Annotated in this window: 12 protein-coding genes; 7 read left to right on the top strand and 5 right to left on the bottom strand. The window is 76.0% G+C overall.

The window, feature by feature from the left end:
- Nucleotides 1-15: 15 nt before the first annotated feature.
- Complete coding sequence (locus tag HNR61_RS34975; protein ID WP_376770292.1) at nt 16-1,137, bottom strand: M24 family metallopeptidase; 1,122 nt, start codon at nt 1,135-1,137, stop codon at nt 16-18.
- 236 nt (nt 1,138-1,373) lie between these two features.
- On the opposite strand from HNR61_RS34975, the gene HNR61_RS34970 reads away from it, so the two are divergent.
- The 6 genes from HNR61_RS34970 (at nt 1,374) to HNR61_RS34945 (ending at nt 10,212) form a co-directional block, all read left to right on the top strand.
- Complete coding sequence (locus tag HNR61_RS34970; RefSeq protein WP_182847403.1) at nt 1,374-3,827, top strand: SpoIIE family protein phosphatase; 2,454 nt, start codon at nt 1,374-1,376, stop codon at nt 3,825-3,827.
- A gap of 62 nt (nt 3,828-3,889) precedes the next feature.
- The gene (locus tag HNR61_RS50185) at nt 3,890-5,839 is read left to right on the top strand and encodes a tetratricopeptide repeat protein (RefSeq protein ID WP_182847402.1); all 1,950 of its coding nucleotides are present in this window, start codon (nt 3,890-3,892) and stop codon (nt 5,837-5,839) included.
- On the top strand, nt 5,836-6,786 hold the full coding sequence (locus HNR61_RS34960) for a hypothetical protein (protein ID WP_182847401.1): 951 nt from the start codon (nt 5,836-5,838) through the stop codon (nt 6,784-6,786). The genes HNR61_RS50185 and HNR61_RS34960 overlap by 4 nt, the downstream gene beginning before the upstream one ends.
- A gap of 5 nt (nt 6,787-6,791) precedes the next feature.
- Nucleotides 6,792-7,709 carry a 5'-3' exonuclease gene (locus tag HNR61_RS34955; protein WP_220510140.1) on the top strand — a complete coding sequence of 306 codons (918 nt, stop codon included), beginning with the start codon at nt 6,792-6,794 and terminating at the stop codon, nt 7,707-7,709.
- 270 nt (nt 7,710-7,979) lie between these two features.
- Nucleotides 7,980-8,702 (top strand): Crp/Fnr family transcriptional regulator, encoded by a 723-nt coding sequence (locus HNR61_RS34950; protein WP_312898250.1) that lies wholly within the window; start codon nt 7,980-7,982, stop codon nt 8,700-8,702.
- Nucleotides 8,703-8,802: 100 nt separating this feature from the next.
- On the top strand, nt 8,803-10,212 hold the full coding sequence (locus tag HNR61_RS34945) for an RNB domain-containing ribonuclease (RefSeq protein ID WP_182847398.1): 1,410 nt from the start codon (nt 8,803-8,805) through the stop codon (nt 10,210-10,212).
- Nucleotides 10,213-10,272: 60 nt separating this feature from the next.
- Here HNR61_RS34945 and HNR61_RS34940 read toward each other — a convergent pair whose 3' ends face one another.
- The 3 genes from HNR61_RS34940 to HNR61_RS34930 form a co-directional block, all read right to left on the bottom strand.
- The gene (locus HNR61_RS34940) at nt 10,273-10,449 is read right to left on the bottom strand and encodes a hypothetical protein (protein ID WP_169814048.1); all 177 of its coding nucleotides are present in this window, start codon (nt 10,447-10,449) and stop codon (nt 10,273-10,275) included.
- A 162-nt stretch (nt 10,450-10,611) separates the two neighbouring features.
- Nucleotides 10,612-11,277 (bottom strand): biliverdin-producing heme oxygenase, encoded by a 666-nt coding sequence (locus tag HNR61_RS34935; RefSeq protein WP_246444350.1) that lies wholly within the window; start codon nt 11,275-11,277, stop codon nt 10,612-10,614.
- Between the two features lie 170 nt (nt 11,278-11,447).
- Entirely contained in the window at nt 11,448-11,762 is a 315-nt protein-coding gene (locus HNR61_RS34930; RefSeq protein WP_182847397.1) for a DUF2470 domain-containing protein, read from the bottom strand.
- A 236-nt stretch (nt 11,763-11,998) separates the two neighbouring features.
- On the opposite strand from HNR61_RS34930, the gene HNR61_RS34925 reads away from it, so the two are divergent.
- A complete protein-coding gene (locus HNR61_RS34925; RefSeq protein WP_182847396.1) occupies nt 11,999-12,844 on the top strand; it encodes an alpha/beta fold hydrolase in 846 nt (281 codons plus the stop codon).
- A gap of 89 nt (nt 12,845-12,933) precedes the next feature.
- On the opposite strand, the gene HNR61_RS34920 is transcribed toward HNR61_RS34925, so the two are convergent.
- Nucleotides 12,934-15,699: a DEAD/DEAH box helicase gene (locus HNR61_RS34920; RefSeq protein WP_182847395.1), complete on the bottom strand. Its 2,766-nt coding sequence runs from the start codon at nt 15,697-15,699 to the stop codon at nt 12,934-12,936.
- Between the last annotated feature and the right edge of the window lie 129 nt (nt 15,700-15,828).

Below are 15,828 nucleotides of genomic sequence, written 5' to 3'. Positions count from 1 at the left end.
CCCGGCGCGCGCCGCTCAGCCCACGATCACCAGGTCGCGTTCGGTGTGGTTGAGGCGCTCGTATCCGTTTTCGGTGCACACCACGATGTCCTCGATGCGTGCGCCGTGCGGGCCGACGTAGATGCCCGGCTCGACGGAGAACGCCATGCCCGGCGCCAGCGGCTCGACGTTGCCGGAGACGATGTAGGGGTCCTCGTGGACCTCCAGGCCGATGCCGTGGCCGGTGCGGTGGACGAAGTGCTCCCCGTACCCGGCGTCGGCGATCATCTGGCGTCCGGCGGCGTCCACGGCCTCGGGCGTGACGCCCGGCTTGACCGCGTCGCAGGACGCCTGCTGGGCGCGGCGCAGCACCTCGAAGTAGGCGCGGTACTCGGCCGGGGGCTCGCCGACGCAGTAGTTGCGGGTGGAATCGGAGCAGTAGCCACTGGGCATCTGCCCGCCGATGTCCACCACGACCGGCTCGCCGGGCCCGATGACGCGGTCCGACAGCTCGGCGTGCGGGTTGGCGCCGTTGGGGCCGGAGCCGACGATGACGAAGTCGACGGTCTCGTGGCCCTCGGCGATGATCGCGTCGGCGATGTCGCGGCCGACCTCGCGTTCGGTGCGGCCCGGCCGCAGGAACTCCGGCACCCGGGCGTGGACGCGGTCGATGGCCGCGCCCGCCTCGCGCAGCGCGGCGACCTCGGCGGCGCTCTTGCGCATCCGCAGCCCGCGCAGCACGGTCCCGGCGGCGACCTGCTCGGCGCCCGGCATCGCGGCGCGGAACCGCAGCGCCATGACCGCCCACATGCGGTCGGCGACCCCGACCCGGGCGCCCTCCCGCAGCAGGCCCGCCGGGAGCCGCCCGGCGACCAGCGCGTACGGGTCGTCGGTCTCGTCCCACGGCACCAGTTCCAGGTCCAGCGCGCCCGCCGGGGACTCCTGGGCGGCGGGCAGCTCCAGCCGCGGCACCACCAGGAACGGGTCGCCCTGCGCCGGGACGGCCAGGCAGGTGAGCCGCTCCAGGGGCAGCGCGTTGTACCCGGTGACGTACCGCAGGTCCGGGCCGGGCGTCAGCAGCACCGCCCCGAGGCCCGCCGCCGCGGTCGCCTCCTGGACGCGGGCCAGCCGCTCACGCGGATACAACTCCGTTGTCACATCCGTCTCCATCTCTCGGTCGCGGGTCCCGGCGGCGCACGCCGTCCGGACGCGCACCACGCGACGGGATCACCACTTCCTCCCCCGTCACGACCAGGGCCTGTTACATTCTGTAGGTGATCCGACACTGGAATGTCCGCTTCGGATACCGCTTCAGCATCCCAAGGACCTGCGCGCCGTGTCACACCGGGCGGGCCCGTGGGGCGGGCGGTCCCTGACCCCCCGGAGTCACCGCCATGCAGGAACGGACGCAGCGGGAGACGCAGCGGGACAGGACGCGGGAGGCCCGGGTCCGGGTGCTGGGCGCCACGGTGGAGCGGCTGCGCCGCGAGCTGGACGCGCAGCGCCGCGACGCGCGGTCGCGCACGATGGTCGAGCAGGCCAAGGGGCTGCTGGCCGAGCGGTTCGGCTGCGGCGTGGAGACCGCCCACGACCATCTGCTGGAGCTCGCGGCGCAGGCGGGCGTGGAACCGGCGGTCGCGGCGGCGCTGCTGCTGGGCGCCGACGCGGACGCGCCGGCCGAGGAGGCCGCCCGCCCGGTCGCGGTGTTCGACCCGGCGACCTACCTGGAACCCGTTCCCGACCCCCGGAGCGTTCCGGACGAACCGGTGCCGGACGGGCGTGTCGGGGACGAACCCGCCGGTGCTCTCCCGGACGCCCCGGCCGAGCCCGCGCCGCGGCTGCCCGCGCCGCTGGCGGCGGCGCGGCGGCTGGCGGCGGCGGCGTTCGAGGCGGCGCGCGGCCCCGACGAGCTGGCGCGGCGGCTGGGCGCGGAGGCGCTGGGCTGGCTGGGGGCGCGGGCGGTGCTGCTGACGGTGCTGGAGCCCGACGGCGCGCTGCGCGTGGCGGGCGCGCACGACCTGCCCCCGCACGTGGTCAGCGAGTGGGCGCGCATCCCGCCGCACTGCAACGTGGGCCTGGTGCGGGCGCTGCGGGAGGGCGCGCCGCTGTGGGAGGCCGATCCGCGCCGGCTGGCGCTGGTCGGCGCGGCGGCGGGCCTGCCGGGCCCGCACTCGTGCGTGCCGCTGGTCACCGGCGGCCGGACGATCGGCGCGGCCGAGATCACCTGGTCGCCGGACACCGCGCCGGACGCGGGCACCCGGCGTTACGTGCGGGCGGTGCTGGAGCACTGCGCGCGGCGGCTGCGCGAGCTGGTCCCGGCGGCCGGGGGCGTCACCGACGCGCCGTGGCTGCGGGCGCTGCTGGACGCGGTGCAGGCCCCCGGCGCGCTGATGTCGCCGGTCCGCGACGAGTCGGGGCGGGTCGTGGACTTCCGGGTGGACGCGGTCAACGCCGACGCCGCCGACCTGCCCGGGCACCGTCCCGAGGACCTGGTGGGGATGCGGCTGCTGGAGCACTATCCGGGGCTGGCGGTGGCGGGGCTGTTCCAGGAGTACGTGCGGGTGCTGGAGACGGGGGTGCCGCTGCGGCGCGGGCCGGGCGAGTCCGCCGGGGCCGGCGAGGGTCCCCCGGCGCCGTCGACGATGAGCGTGCGGGCGTGCCGGGTCGGCGGCGGGGTGCTGGCGAGCTGGCGGTTCCACGCCGACGCCGCCGACCTGGCCGGGCAGCTCGCGCAGGCGCAGCGCCTGGGGAACCTGGGGTGGAGCCGCTGGGACCTGGTGACCGGCGAGACCGACTGGTCGGACCACCTGTACACCCTCTTCGGGCGGGCGCGGGCGGCGGGCCCGCTGCCGCTGGAACGCCTGGCCGACCATGTGGTCCCCGAAGACCTGCCGCAGGCCGAGCATCTGATGCGGACGCTGCTGGGCCGCCGCGAACCCGCCGACCTGGAGCTGCGCGTGCGGGTCGGCGGCGACGTGCGGCACCTGCGGGTGATGGCCGAACCGGTGCTGGACTCCACGGGCGAGCCGGTGGCGCTGCACACGGTCTTCCAGGACGTCAGCCAGCGTCGCCGGTCGGCGGAGATGCTGGCCGCCACGCGCCGCCAGCTCCAGCGCGAGCGCCGCCGCATCGCCGAGGAGCGCCACATCGCGGTCGAGCTGCAACGGGCGATCCTGCCGCTGCCGCGCGGCCCGCGGACCCTGCCGGGGCTGCGCACGGCGGTGCGTTACCTGCCCGCGCAGAGCCGCGCCCGCGTCGGCGGCGACTGGTACGAGGCGTCCACGCTGGCGGACGAGGAGGTGTTCCTGGCGGTCGGCGACGTGTCGGGGCACGGGCTGGACGCGGCGGCGGCGATGGCGCGGCTGCGCAACGCCCTCAGCGGCCTGGCCTGCACCGGCGCGCCCCCGGACCGGCTGCTGGCCTGGCTGAACCGGCTGGTGACGCACCGGCACCGGTCGCTGACCGCCAGCGTGGTCGCGGCCCGTTTCGCGCCCTCGACCCGCACGCTGGTGTGGGCGCAGGCGGGCCATCCCCCGCCGGTGCTGCGGCGGGGCGGCGGGGCCGAGCTGCTCTCCCCGCCCGACGGGGTGCTGCTCGGGGCCGTCGACGAGCCGCGGCTGACGGCGACCACGCTGACGTTGGAACGCGGCGACCTGCTGCTGTTCTACACCGACGGCCTGGTGGAGCGCCGCGACCGCGACCTGTCGGCGGGGTTCGAGCTGCTGCGCGAGGCGGTGGCGGCCTGCTGCGGGGCGGGCCCCGACGACCTGATCGACCACGTCCTGGAGGCGCTGGGCGCGGCCAACCCCAACGACGACACCTGCCTGCTGGCGGTCCAGGCGACCTGACCGCCGGCCGCGCGGGCCGCCCGGCCGTTGCCTTCGCGACGCCCCTGGCGGAAGGTGGCGTCGTGTTCTGTCAGGTCTGCGGCACCGAGACATCGACCGCGGCGCAGCGCTGCCCTGGCTGCGGGTCTCCGCTGCCCTACGCCGCCCAGGCTCCGGGCTGGGTCCAGGGCTGGGCTCCGGGGTGGGCCCCGGCCCCGACGCTGACCGAGGTGGTCGCGCGGGACGGGCCGCTGCGCGGGGACGCGCTGCTGCGGCTGGCGGCGGACCTGGCGCGGGCGCTGGCCGACGCGCAGGCGGCGGGCGGTCTCGCGCACAGGCCGTCGCCTGGGCATGTCGTGTCCTCCCCCTACGGCCTGGGGTGGGAGTTCGGTCCGTCCGGCGCCCCCGCCGGACGGGGTCCCGAGGACGCCGTGGCGGGGTGGGCGGAGACCGTCGCGTTCGCCGCCACCGGCCGCGCGGGGGGCTGGGAGGCGTCCGACCTGGACGCCGCCGACGATCCGCTGCCGTCGTTGCTGCGCGCGGCGATGGACGCCGACCCGGCCGCGCGGCCGTCGGCGCGCGAACTGGCCGAGGCGCTGCGACCCGCCGCCCCGGGCATCGGCCCGGACCTGGACACGCGGTCGATCCGGCTGCCCCCGCCACCGGACACCTGGACCCCACCGCCCCCCTCCGAGCAGCCGCCCCCAACCGAGCACACGAACCCCGCCAGGGAGTCGGACCCAGCCGGAGAGGCAGACCCCGCCGGGAAGGCGGACCATGCTGGGAAGGGGCGCCCCGCTGGAGACATGAGCCCCGCCCGGGCGGCAGACCACGCTGGGGAGGCGGACCACGCTGGAGAGGCGGACCCCGCTGGAGAGGCGGACCCCGCTGGAGAGGCGGACCCCGCTGGAGAGGCGGACCCCGCTGGAGAGGCGGATTCTGATGAGTGGCGGCCGTCCGCGCCGTGGGAGCCGGTACCGCCTGTCGGGTGGGGGCCGCCGCCCGCGACCTGGGAGACGCCGCTCACGGGTTTCTCCAGGAGGCCTCCCCTGGAGGGCTCGGCGCCGCGTTCCTCGTCCGCCGTGGTTCCGGGCGTGGTGGCCGGAGGGCTCCTGGTCGTGCTGGCCATGGTGGCCGTGGGTGTGGCGGTGGTCGTCGAGCCGTGGCTCCTTCTCGTGGTGCCGGTCGTGGTGGGCGCGTGGCTCGTTCCCGAGCTGGTCCGCAGGCGCGGGGAAAGGCGGCGGCGGGCGGCCGTGGAGCTGGCGGCGCGGGCGAACCGGGCGGTGGAGCTGCGGCGGCGGGGGTACGCCGGGGAGGCCGCCGAGGCGCTGGCCCCGGTGCTGGCCGCCGCCGAACGGGAGCGGGCCGCGCCGCCCGCGCTGCGGGCGCGGCTGCGCGCCAACCGGGCCGCCGTCCGGCACGATCTCGGCGACGGCGATCCGGTCGCGGAGTTGCGGGCGGCGCTGGCGGAGGCCGAGGAGGCGTGCGGCGCCGGGTCGTGGGAGGCGGCCGTGGTGCGCGGCAACCTCGCGGTGGCGCTGCGCGGGGCGGGCGACCCGGCCGGGGCGGAGGCCGAGGCGCGCGCCGCGGTGCGGGCCGCGGCGCGGTCGCGGCCGCCGGGCGCGCCCGAGCTGGTCCGGCTGCGCGTGAACCTCGCGGCCGTGCTGCGGGAGGCGGGGGGCGCGGAGGAGGCGGCGCGGCTGCTGGAGGAGGCGGTCGCCGACGCCGAACGGGGTCTCGGTCCCCAGCACGAGGCGACGTGCTCGGCCCGCGCGGGGCTGGCCGCGCTCTACCACGACCAGGGGCGCGGCGGGCAGGCCGTTCCCCTGCTGTGGGACGTGGTGGGGTGGCGGTCGCGGCTGCTGGGCCGGACGCACCCCGACACGCAGCGGGCCCGCGTCAGCCTGGGGTTCGCCGCGCTGGCCGGGGGTGACGCCGCGACGGCGCGGCGCGCGTTCACCGAGGTGCTGGCCGAGGGCGGGCCGCCGGACGTGCTGGCGGCGGCGCGGGACGGCCGGGAGCTGCTGCGATGAGGCGCGCGCGGCGGCGGTCCCTGCTGGCGGGGATGGTGGCGGCGGTGTCGGCGTCGGCGGTCGGGGTCTCGGTGAACATCGCCACCGAGCACCAGGGCAGCCTGCTGGCGTGGGCGGCGGTGGCGGCCTGCACGGCCGTGGTGGGCGCGGTGACCGCGACGGGCGAGCGCGCCCGCGAGGCCGGGCGGCGGCGGGCGCTGCCGCGTCCCGAGGACGTCGCCCTGGACCAGCTCACCATCGAGATCACGATCGGGGCGGCGACGTTCCGCGGTGAGGCGCACGGGCGCGCGGCGGTGCGGGCGCTGGCCGACCGGGTGGCGGAGATCGGTGTGGCGGCGGACCGGCCGCCTCCGGCCGGGTCGCCGCCGGTGCCGCTGCCGGTCGCGCTGGTGACGCGGCGCCGCGCCGCCGGCAGCGTCCGGCGGTTCGAGCGGGCGGGCCGGGCCGTGGAGGGGGTGGGGGCGCTCGCGCTGCGGATGTGCGCGGAGGACCCGCCGGGGCCGCGCCGCGCCGCGCTGTGCGAGGCGGCGGTGCTGCTGGTGGACGACGTCTGCTCCGGTGGCGCGAACGGCGGGGTGCTGGTCGGCGGGCTGGACCTGGGGACGCTGCGCGCGCCGGACGGGACCGGGCCGCGGGCGCGGGCGATCGTGCTGGCCTGCCACGGCGGCGCGGACGAGGCGCACGTGGCGGCGCTGCGGCGCAGCCTGGACCGTCCGGTGGCGTTCCTCGGCTGCCGGGGGCGCGCCCCGGAGGAGCACCGGGAGGCGCTGTACCCGGCGCTGCTGCGCGCCCTCAGCGGGCTCGGCGGGTCCGGCGGGGCGGACGCCGACGCCGAGCGGCTGCTCGGGGCGCTGGACGAGGGGCTGGCCCTGGCGCGGGCCGAGCGGCCGCGTCTGGACTGGGGGCGGTGGCGTACGGCGGTCCTGCGTCCGGGCGTGGGACGATGAGCGGCATGAGCGGGCTGATGCTGCTGGACACGCCGTCGTTGTACTACCGCGCCTTCTTCGGCGTCCCCGATTCGGTGACCGCGCCCGACGGGACGCCCGTCAACGCGGTGCGCGGCCTCGTCGACATGATCGCGCGGCTGGTGCGGGACCGGGCCCCCGAGCGCCTGGTCTGCTGCTTCGACGCCGACTGGCGGCCGGAGTTCCGGGTGGCGGCGCTGCCGTCGTACAAGGCGCACCGGGTCGCCGAGGGCGGGGGCGACGAGACGCCCGACGCGCTGGCCGCGCAGTTGCCGGTCATCGACGCGGTGCTGGACGCGTTCGGGCTGGCGCGGGTCGGGGTGCCGGGGTACGAGGCCGACGACGTGATCGGGACGCTGGCGGCGGCCGGGATGGCGCACGGCCCGGTGGACGTGGTGACCGGCGACCGCGACCTGCTCCAGCTGGTCGACGAGCGCGGGCCCGTGCAGGTCCTCTACACCGCGCGCGGCATCCGCAACCTCGAGGTGATGGGCGAGAAGGAGGTCGCGGCCAAGTACGGCATCCCCGGGCGCGGGTACGCCGACTACGCGGCGCTGCGCGGGGACCCCAGCGACGGGTTGCCGGGCGTCCCGGGCGTCGGGGACAAGACGGCGGCGACGCTGGTGACCCGGTACGGGTCGGTGGCGGGGATCCTGGCGGCGCTGGACGGCGGCGACGCGGCGTTCCCGGCGGCGGCCCGCAAGAGGATCGAGGCGGCGCGGGACTACCTGGCGGCGGCCGAGACCGTGGTGCGGGTGGTCACCGACATCGACGCGCCCGAGCTGCGGGGGCTGGACGACCGGCTGCCCGACGAGCCGCGCGATCCCGCCGCGCTGGCCGGGCTCGCCGAGCGCTGGGGGCTGAGCAGCCCGGTGGAGCGGTTGCGCAAGGCGCTGCGGCCCTGACAGTGTGATCAGGGCGGGTCGACCTGTGTGTCAGATGACGCAGACAGGTCGTGCCCACGGGAGCACCATCGCGATCAGTATGGGGTTCTCATGGAGGCACGGGCGGCCGTCGCCCGGGGCACCGGGCCTCACCGCCCCACTCCCCCCACCTGTCCCGGGCGCCGGTCCCCGGCCCCGCCCCACCGACCGACCGACACAGCAGCCACCGACCCCGCAGCCACCCATACGGCAGCACCGACACCGCATCCGGCGAAGAGGAACGGATCCCCGGTGACCGAACGGACTTTTCCGCCGCGCACCCCCGGCCGCCGCGAGGCGTTCTGGGAGTCCCTCGACGAGCCGCAGCGCGAGGCGTTGCGGGAGGCGTCCCGGCCGCGCGTGTACCCCGCCCGCACTCCCCTGTGCTACCAGGGCGACGAGTCCGACCACATCATCGTGATCGAGGACGGCTGGGCGAAGGTGACCTCGATGACCGAGGACGGGCACGCGGTGGTGCTGGCGGTGCGGGGGCCGGGGGACCTGATCTGCGAGAGCGCGGTGCTGGGCGACCGGCAGCGGTCGGCGACGGTGACGGCGCTGAGCCCGGTGCGGGCGCTGGTGGTCCCGGCCCGGCGGTTCACCGCGTTCCTGGACGCCCATCCGGAGGCGTGGCGGCTGGTGAGCGGGACGTTCGTGGCGCGGCTGGACGACGCCGACCGGCGGTTGCAGGCGCACGTGTCGGCCAAGGGCGCGCGGCGGCTGGCGCTGCTGCTGGCGCAGCTGGCCGAGCTGTCGGCGCGGCACGTCCCGGCGGCGCCGGACGGCGGGATCGAGATCGCGCCGCCGCTGTCGCAGGAGGAGCTGGGCAGCTGGATGGACGCCTCGCGGGAGACGGTCGCGCGGGCGCTGGCGCACCTGCGGGAACGGGGCCTGGTCCGCACCGGGTGGCGGCGGATCGTGGTGGTGGACGTGGAGGGGCTGCGGGCGTTCGCGCAGGAGCGGGAGAGCGACTGATCCGGGCGCGTGTTCTTTACGCGGCGGTTCGCTTCCGTTGAGACTGTGCTGGGCGGTCTGGACGGTCCCCGCCCGTAACCTCGGAAGGGTGCCGCACAGAATGCTGCGACTGCGTTCGGTCGAGGACGATGCCGAGGTCCGCGCCGGGCTCGACCGGATCCGGGTGGAGCTCGGGGTGCCCGGCCCGTTCCCGGAGGCCGTGCGGGGGGAGGCGGTCGCGGCGGCGGCGCGCCCGCCCGGCGGCGGGGAGCGGGCGGACCTGCGGGAGGTGCCGCTGTTCACGCTGGACCCGCCCGGGTCGATGGACCTGGACCAGGCGATGCACCTGGAGCGGCGTCCCGGGGGCTACCGGGTGTGGTACGCGATCGCGGACGTGGCGGCGTTCGTGCGGCCGGGCGGCGCGGTCGACGCCGAGGCGCACGCGCGCGGCGTGACGCTGTACCTGCCGGACGCCAAGGCCCCGCTGCATCCGCCGGAGCTGTCGGAGGGGGCGGCCAGCCTGCTGCCGGGGCGGGACCGTCCGGCGGTGATGTGGACGATCGACGTCGACGACCGGGGGGCGACGACCGGGGTGGACGTGCGGCGGGCGCTGGTGCGCAGCCGCGAGCGCCTGGACTACGCCTCCGCCGACGCCGCCGACCCGCGGGTCGCGCTGCTGGGCGAGATCGGCCGGATGCTGCAGGAGGCCGAGGCGGCGCGCGGGGGCGTGGACCTGCCGCTGGCCGAGCAGGAGATCGAGCACGGGCCGGACGGGTGGCACCTGGTGCTGCGCGGCGGCGTGCCGTCGGAGGGGTGGAACGCGCAGATCTCGCTGTTGACGGGGCGGGCGGCGGCACGGCTGATGCTGGAGGGCGGGGTCGGGCTGCTGCGCACGATGCCGCCGCCGCGGCCGGAGGCGCTGGAGCGGGTGCGGCGCACCGCCGTGGCGTTGGGGATCGGCTGGCCGGAGGGCCGCTCCTACGGGGACGTGGTGCGGTCGCTGGAGCCCGCGCGGCCCGCGCACGCGGCGTTCCTGTACGAGTCGGTGGCGCTGCTGCGGGGCGCCGGGTACGTGGCGTTCGACGGGGCGCCGCCCGAGCAGGCGGCGCACTCGGCGGTGGCCGCGCCGTACGCGCACGTGACGGCGCCGTTGCGGCGGCTGGCCGACCGGTACGCGGCCGAGGTGTGCCTGGCGCTGGCGGCGGGGCGGCCGGTGCCGGGGTGGGCGCGGGAGGCGCTGCCGGGGCTGCCGGACACGATGCGGCGGGCGCTGCAACGGAGCGGCGGCGTGGAGCGGGCCTGCGTGGACCTGGTGGAGGCGCTGCTGCTGCGCGACCACGTCGGCGAGTCGTTCGACGCGGTGGTGGTGGACACCGATCCGGAGCGGGGCGGCGGCCAGGTGCAGCTGGTGGATCCGGCGGTGGTGGCGCGGGTGGAGGGGGAACGGCCGCCGCTCGGCGCGCCGGTCCGGGTCCGCCTGCTGGAGGCCGACCCGGTCCGGCGGCTGGTGCGGTTCGCGTTGGCGGGATGAGGGACGGCGGCGTCAGACCGTGGACCGGTCCGTGGTTCGGTCCGTGGATCGGTCCGTGGGTCAGGTCCGGCGCCGCCAGGACCCGCGTCCGCTGGTGCCGATGCCCGCCAGGTGCAGGGCGAGCAGCAGCAGGCCGAGGGTGACGAGGGTCTGGAAGTTGAACGCGTCGGTGGAGACGTCCACCAGGTCGAACAGCAGGGCGATGGCGAAGACGACCGCCGCGATGATGGCGAGCATCGTGTCCTCCGGTTCGTGTCGGGTGCGGAACTGCCCCCGAGGCAACGACGTGATCTCCGTTATGAGGCCCGACAAACCGCGGATTCGATTGTTTTGTCCGTTAATTGACTTTAGGGCCGTCCCTTGGGGGGAACGGCCCCGGGGCAAGCGCGGCGACCGGGGTCAGGCGGCCGGCTCGATGCGCAGCTCGCGGCCCAGTTCGGCGGTGAGGCCGGCGTTGAGCCGGTAGGCGCGCCTGACCTCGGCGACGACGCGGGCGCGTTCGGCCTCGTCCCAGGGGGCGGCGTCCAGCAGCTCGCGGTAGGCGTCCTTGTAGGCCTTGGGCTTGCCGGGGAAGCGGTAGAACAGCACGCCGTCGTCGTCGCGGCCGAGGCCGAGGGCGCGCTGCACCTGGCGGCCGATGTACTGGCCGCCCGACAGGTCGCCGAGGTAGCGGGTGTAGTGGTGGGCGACGAACCCGCCGGGCCAGTCGAAGCAGACCTCGCGCAGCCGGTCGCAGTAGGCGCGGGTGGCGGCGTTCGGGGCGATCCGGTCGGCCCAGTCCGGCCCGTGGAGGTAGGCCAGGTCGGCGCGGAGCGCGTCGCGGCGGCGCAGGTCGGCGAAGGCGAACGGCCCGGCGACCGGGTCGCCCGCCAGGGCGTCGGCGGCCTGCTCCAGCAGGTCGTACACGTGGTAGAGCTGACCGACCAGGGCGGCGTACTCCTCGCGGCCGAGCCGCCCTTCGACCAGCGCCGACATGTAGGCCGAGCCCTCGTTGTCGCCGTGGTCGCCCCAGGTGGCGGCGCGCAGTTCCGCCGCGAACCCCGAGCCCTGCTCCGCCATGCCCATGCACACACCTTCCATCCCGGTTCTGCCGGAAAGATCCGGTCGGTCGAGATGAAGTTAGCCTTACCTAAGTACTTCTCGGAAGAGCTCCGGCGAACTTTCCGACGTGACGTCGGCTACTTTACCGACGCCACGTCGGAATGACCAGAGGCGTTCCGGAGGGGCGGGCCGGGTCAGCGGCCGTCGCGCGCCGGGAGGCCGAGGACGTGGCGGGCCTCGTCGGACATCCGCACGACCTCGCGGCGGACCTGGATGCGCTCGGTGAGCCGCTCGCTCCACGGGATCCGCACGGCCTTCTCCCGCCCGTCGACGACCGCGGCGAACTCGATGCCGTCGGCGTCGCAGCCGGTCATGCGCGCCGACGCGGCGTCCGGGACGCCGCCGAGGGCGCGGCAGATCATGGCGCAGTCGCCGGCGTGGTCCTCGTTCATGTGCCGGGCGATCTGGGCGACCACGTCGGGGGTGAAGGGGGTGCTGGTCTCGGTCATCGCGGCAGGCCTTCCCGGTCGGGGCGTCGCTGGTCCCCCTGACGGCCGCGGGGGCGCGGGTTGACGTGCGCCTTCACGCGATCATCAGGTAAGGCTCACCTTAACCGGACTTCCCCTCGGCGCCGGTCCGCGAACGTCCTCGCGTCCCCTTGTCCCGTTCGACGCCGCCGGCGGCCCGAGCGCGGTTCCATGGGGGTGAGGAAGTACGGGTGATCGTGTCGTCAGGGGTGGGACCGATGGTCGAGCGGATGATCGAGACGGCCGGTGTCGAGCTGTGCGCCGAGTCCTTCGGCGACCCGCGCGATCCACCGGTCCTGCTGGTCATGGGCATCGGCGCGTCGATGCTGTGGTGGGAGGAGGGCTTCTGCCGGATGCTCGCCGAGGGCGGCCGCCTCGTGATCCGCTACGACCACCGCGACACCGGCCGCTCGGTCGCCTACGAGCCCGGCCGTCCCGGCTACACCGGCGACGACCTGGTCTCCGACGCCGTCGGCGTCCTGGACGCCCACGGCCTGCCCGCGGCCCATGTCGTGGGCGTCTCGGCGGGCGGGGGGATCACGCAGCTGCTCGCGCTCGACTTCCCCGAACGCGTCCTGTCGCTCGTCCTGATCAGCACCTCCCCCGCGCTGCCCGGCGACCGCGAGCTCCCGCCGTCGTCGCGGGAGTACGCGCGTTTCGTGTCGAGCGCGACGGTGGACTGGTCCGACACCGGGTCGGTGACGGAGTACCTGGTGGACTACTCGCGGGTCCTCAGCGGCGGGCGGCGGCCGTTCGACGAGGCGCGGATCCGGGCCCTGGTCCGGCGCGACGTCGAGCGCGCCCGCGACGTCGCCGCCCAGCAGAACCACGACCACCTGCCCGAGGAGGACCGCCGGCGCGCGTCCCTGTCGTCGGTCGCCGCGCCCACCCTGGTCATCCACGGCACCGCCGATCCGGCGTTCCCGGTCGAGCACGGCGAGGCGCTGGCGCAGGAGATCCCCGGCGCGCGGCTGCTGCGGCTCCCCGACGCGGGCCACGGGGTCGAGCGGCCCGACTGGGAGACGATCGTCCGGGCGATCCTCGACCACACCGCGACCGCCTGACCGTGGTCCCCAAGGGGGACCAGGTGTCGCCGGCCGCCGTGCCGCCGTCCGGGGTTCTCGCCGGACGGCGGCACGGGGCGGGTGCCCGGTCAGGTCACCGAGGAGTAGGCGACGACGCCGCGGCGCATCGCGTCCATCGCCCTGCGGGCCGTCTTGCGGATGTGGCTGTTCTCGGGGGCGGCGTCGGCGATCTGGCCCAGCAGGTCCAGGAGCTGTTTCACCGCGCGGACGAAGTCGCCGGCGGTCATGTCGGCCTCCAGCAGGACCTCGTCGAGGTCGGCGCCTCTGGCCCAGCGGTAGGCCGTCCAGGCGAAGCCCAGGTCGGGTTCGCGCAGGAACGACACCCCGTTGTCCTCCTCGACGGCCTCCAGCTGGCGCCACAGGCGCACCATCGCGCCGAGGGCGTCCTGGACGCCGCCGCCGGGGATGCGGGGCGGGGCGGCGTCGTCGGGCTGGCGGGACTCGTAGGTCAGCGCCGACACGCACGCGGCCAGCTCGGCCTGGTCGAGGCGTTCCCAGATGCCCTCGCGGAGGCTTTCGGCGGTGAGCAGGTCCAGTTCGTTGTAGATGCGGCCGAGGCGGCGGCCCGCCTCGGTGACGGTGTCGCCGTCGAGGTAGCCGAGCTGCTGCAGGACGGTGCAGACCTTGTCGAAGGTGCGGGCGATGACCTGGGAGCGGCCCTCGACGCGGCGGCGCAGCTGTTCGGTCTCGCGTTCCAGGCGGAAGTAGCGTTCGGCCCAGCGGGCGTGGTTCTCGCGGTCGTCGCAGCCGTGCACCGGGTGGCGCCGCAGTTCCTGGCGCAGCCGGGTGATCTCCTGGTCGTCGGCGGCGGGCGTGTCGCGGCGGCGTCTGCGGTCGCGGGCGTCCTCGGAGACCTTGTTGCGCAGGGTGGAGGCCAGGTCGCGGCGGCTCTGGGGGTTGCGGGGGCTGAACGACTTGGGGATGCGGATCCGGTCGATGGGGTCGGCCGGGCGCGGGAAGTCCAGGATCGACAGCCGCTGGACCGATCCGGAGGCGGTCAGCACCAGGGGCGCGGGCCCGTCGGAGCGTTTGCCGACGCCGGGGTCCAGCACGACGGCCAGGCCCGAGCGGCGGCCGGTGGGGACCAGGATGACGTCGCCGGGCCGCAGGTGCTCCAGGGAGCGGGCGGCCTCGGCGCGGCGCTCGGAGGAGCGTTCGCGGGCGAGTTCGGCCTCGCGGTCCGACAGGCGGCGGCGCAGCGCGGCGTACTCCATGAAGTCGCCCAGGTGGCAGGTGGCGGCGTCCTTGTACCCGGCGAGGGCCTGTTCGTTCTTGTGGACCTGGCGGGCCAGGCCGACGACGGCGCGGTCGGCCTGGAACTGGGCGAACGACTCCTCCAGCAGGGTGCGGGCGCGTTCGACGCCGACCGCGCCGACCAGGTTGACCGCCATGTTGTAGGAGGGGCGGAAGCTGGAGTTGAGGGGGTAGGTGCGGGCGCCGGCCAGGCCGGCGACCGAGGCGGGGTCGACGCTCGGGTTCCAGATGACGACCGCGTGGCCCTCCACGTCGATGCCGCGTCGCCCGGCCCGCCCGGTGAGCTGGGTGTACTCGCCGGGGGTGAGGTTGACGTGGGCCTCGCCGTTCCACTTGTCGAGCTTTTCGATCACGACGGTGCGGGCGGGCATGTTGATGCCCATGGCGAGGGTCTCGGTGGCGAACACCGCCTTGATGAGCTTGCGGACGAACAGCTCCTCGACGATCTCCTTGAAGGTGGGGAGCATCCCGGCGTGGTGGGCGGCGATGCCGCGTTCCAGGCCCGCCAGGAAGTCGTGGTAGCCCAGGACCTCCAGGTCCTCGCGGGGGATGTCGGCCACGCGCAGCTCGACGTGGGCGCGGATCTCCTCGGCCTCCTCGCGGGAGGTCAGCCGCAGGTTGGCGTGCAGGCACTGCAGGACGGCGGCGTCGCAGGCGGCGCGGCTGAAGATGAACGTGATCGCCGGGAGCAGCCCGGCGCGTTCCAGCCGCGTGATCACGTCGGGGCGGAGCGGGGGCCGGAACCGCTGGGGGCGGGCCTGGCGGCGGTGCCCGGTGCGGCGGCCCTGGTTGACCTTGGCGCGGCGGATCTCCTCCACGCCGATCCGCTGGAGCTGGGGGTTCAGTTTCGCCTGCCGGTTGGCGCCCTTGCCGGTCTCCATGAACAGGTCGTACAGGCGGGTGCCGACCAGCATGTGCTGGAACAGCGGGACGGGCCGGTGCTCGTCCACCACGATCTCGGTGTCGCCGCGCACGGCCTGCAGCCACTCGCCGAACTCCTCGGCGTTGGAGACGGTCGCCGACAGCGCCACCACCCGCACCGAGTCCGGCACGTGGATGATCACTTCTTCCCAGACGGCGCCGCGGAACCGGTCGGCCAGGTAGTGGACCTCGTCCATGACGACGAACGCCAGCCCCGCCAGGGTGGAGGACCCGGCGTAGAGCATGTTGCGCAGCACCTCGGTCGTCATGACGACGACGGGGGCCTCGCCGTTGACGCTGTTGTCGCCGGTGAGCAGGCCGACCTTGCCGGGGCCGTAGCGGCGGACCAGGTCGGCGTACTTCTGGTTGGACAGCGCCTTGATGGGCGTGGTGTAGAAGCACTTCTGGCCGCTCGCCAGGGCCAGGTGGACGGCGAACTCCCCGACGATGGTCTTTCCGGAGCCGGTGGGGGCGGCGACCAGCACGCCGCTGCCCGCCTCCAACGCCCGGCACGCCTCCACCTGGAACGGGTCCAGGGGGAAGTCGTAGAGGGTCTGGAAGTCCAGCAGGGCGGGCCCGCTCCCGGCGTTGCGCCTGCGGCTGGCGGCGTAGCGGGCGGCGGGGCTCTGGTCGGCCGACTGCGTGTCGGGGGTGGTCATGGGTCCGAGCCTACGGTTTCGAACGGCCCGGTTCCCACTTGAGGGGCGGGATCGCCCCGGCGCGTCCCCCGAACCGGGCTCGGTCGCGGGGGACGCCGGGTGACGGACGGGTCGCGGGCACGGCCCGGG

The sequence above is a fragment of the Actinomadura kijaniata genome, from assembly GCF_014138665.1.
Taxonomy (GTDB): domain Bacteria; phylum Actinomycetota; class Actinomycetes; order Streptosporangiales; family Streptosporangiaceae; genus Spirillospora; species Spirillospora kijaniata.
This window is presented reverse-complemented; position numbering and strand designations above follow the sequence as displayed.

Excerpts from the sequence above, each read along its gene's own strand:
- HNR61_RS34940 (WP_169814048.1), bottom strand. The coding sequence starts at position 10,449 with ATGCTCGCCATCATCGCGGCGGTCGTCTTCGCCATCGCCCTGCTGTTC.
- HNR61_RS34930 (WP_182847397.1), bottom strand. The coding sequence starts at position 11,762 with ATGACCGAGACCAGCACCCCCTTCACCCCCGACGTGGTCGCCCAGATC.
- HNR61_RS34925 (WP_182847396.1), top strand. The coding sequence starts at position 11,999 with ATGGTCGAGCGGATGATCGAGACGGCCGGTGTCGAGCTGTGCGCCGAG.
- HNR61_RS34945 (WP_182847398.1), top strand. The coding sequence starts at position 8,803 with ATGCTGCGACTGCGTTCGGTCGAGGACGATGCCGAGGTCCGCGCCGGG.
- HNR61_RS34935 (WP_246444350.1), bottom strand. The coding sequence starts at position 11,277 with ATGGGCATGGCGGAGCAGGGCTCGGGGTTCGCGGCGGAACTGCGCGCC.
- HNR61_RS34955 (WP_220510140.1), top strand. The coding sequence starts at position 6,792 with ATGAGCGGGCTGATGCTGCTGGACACGCCGTCGTTGTACTACCGCGCC.
- HNR61_RS34920 (WP_182847395.1), bottom strand. The coding sequence starts at position 15,699 with ATGACCACCCCCGACACGCAGTCGGCCGACCAGAGCCCCGCCGCCCGC.
- HNR61_RS34970 (WP_182847403.1), top strand. The coding sequence starts at position 1,374 with ATGCAGGAACGGACGCAGCGGGAGACGCAGCGGGACAGGACGCGGGAG.
- HNR61_RS34960 (WP_182847401.1), top strand. The coding sequence starts at position 5,836 with ATGAGGCGCGCGCGGCGGCGGTCCCTGCTGGCGGGGATGGTGGCGGCG.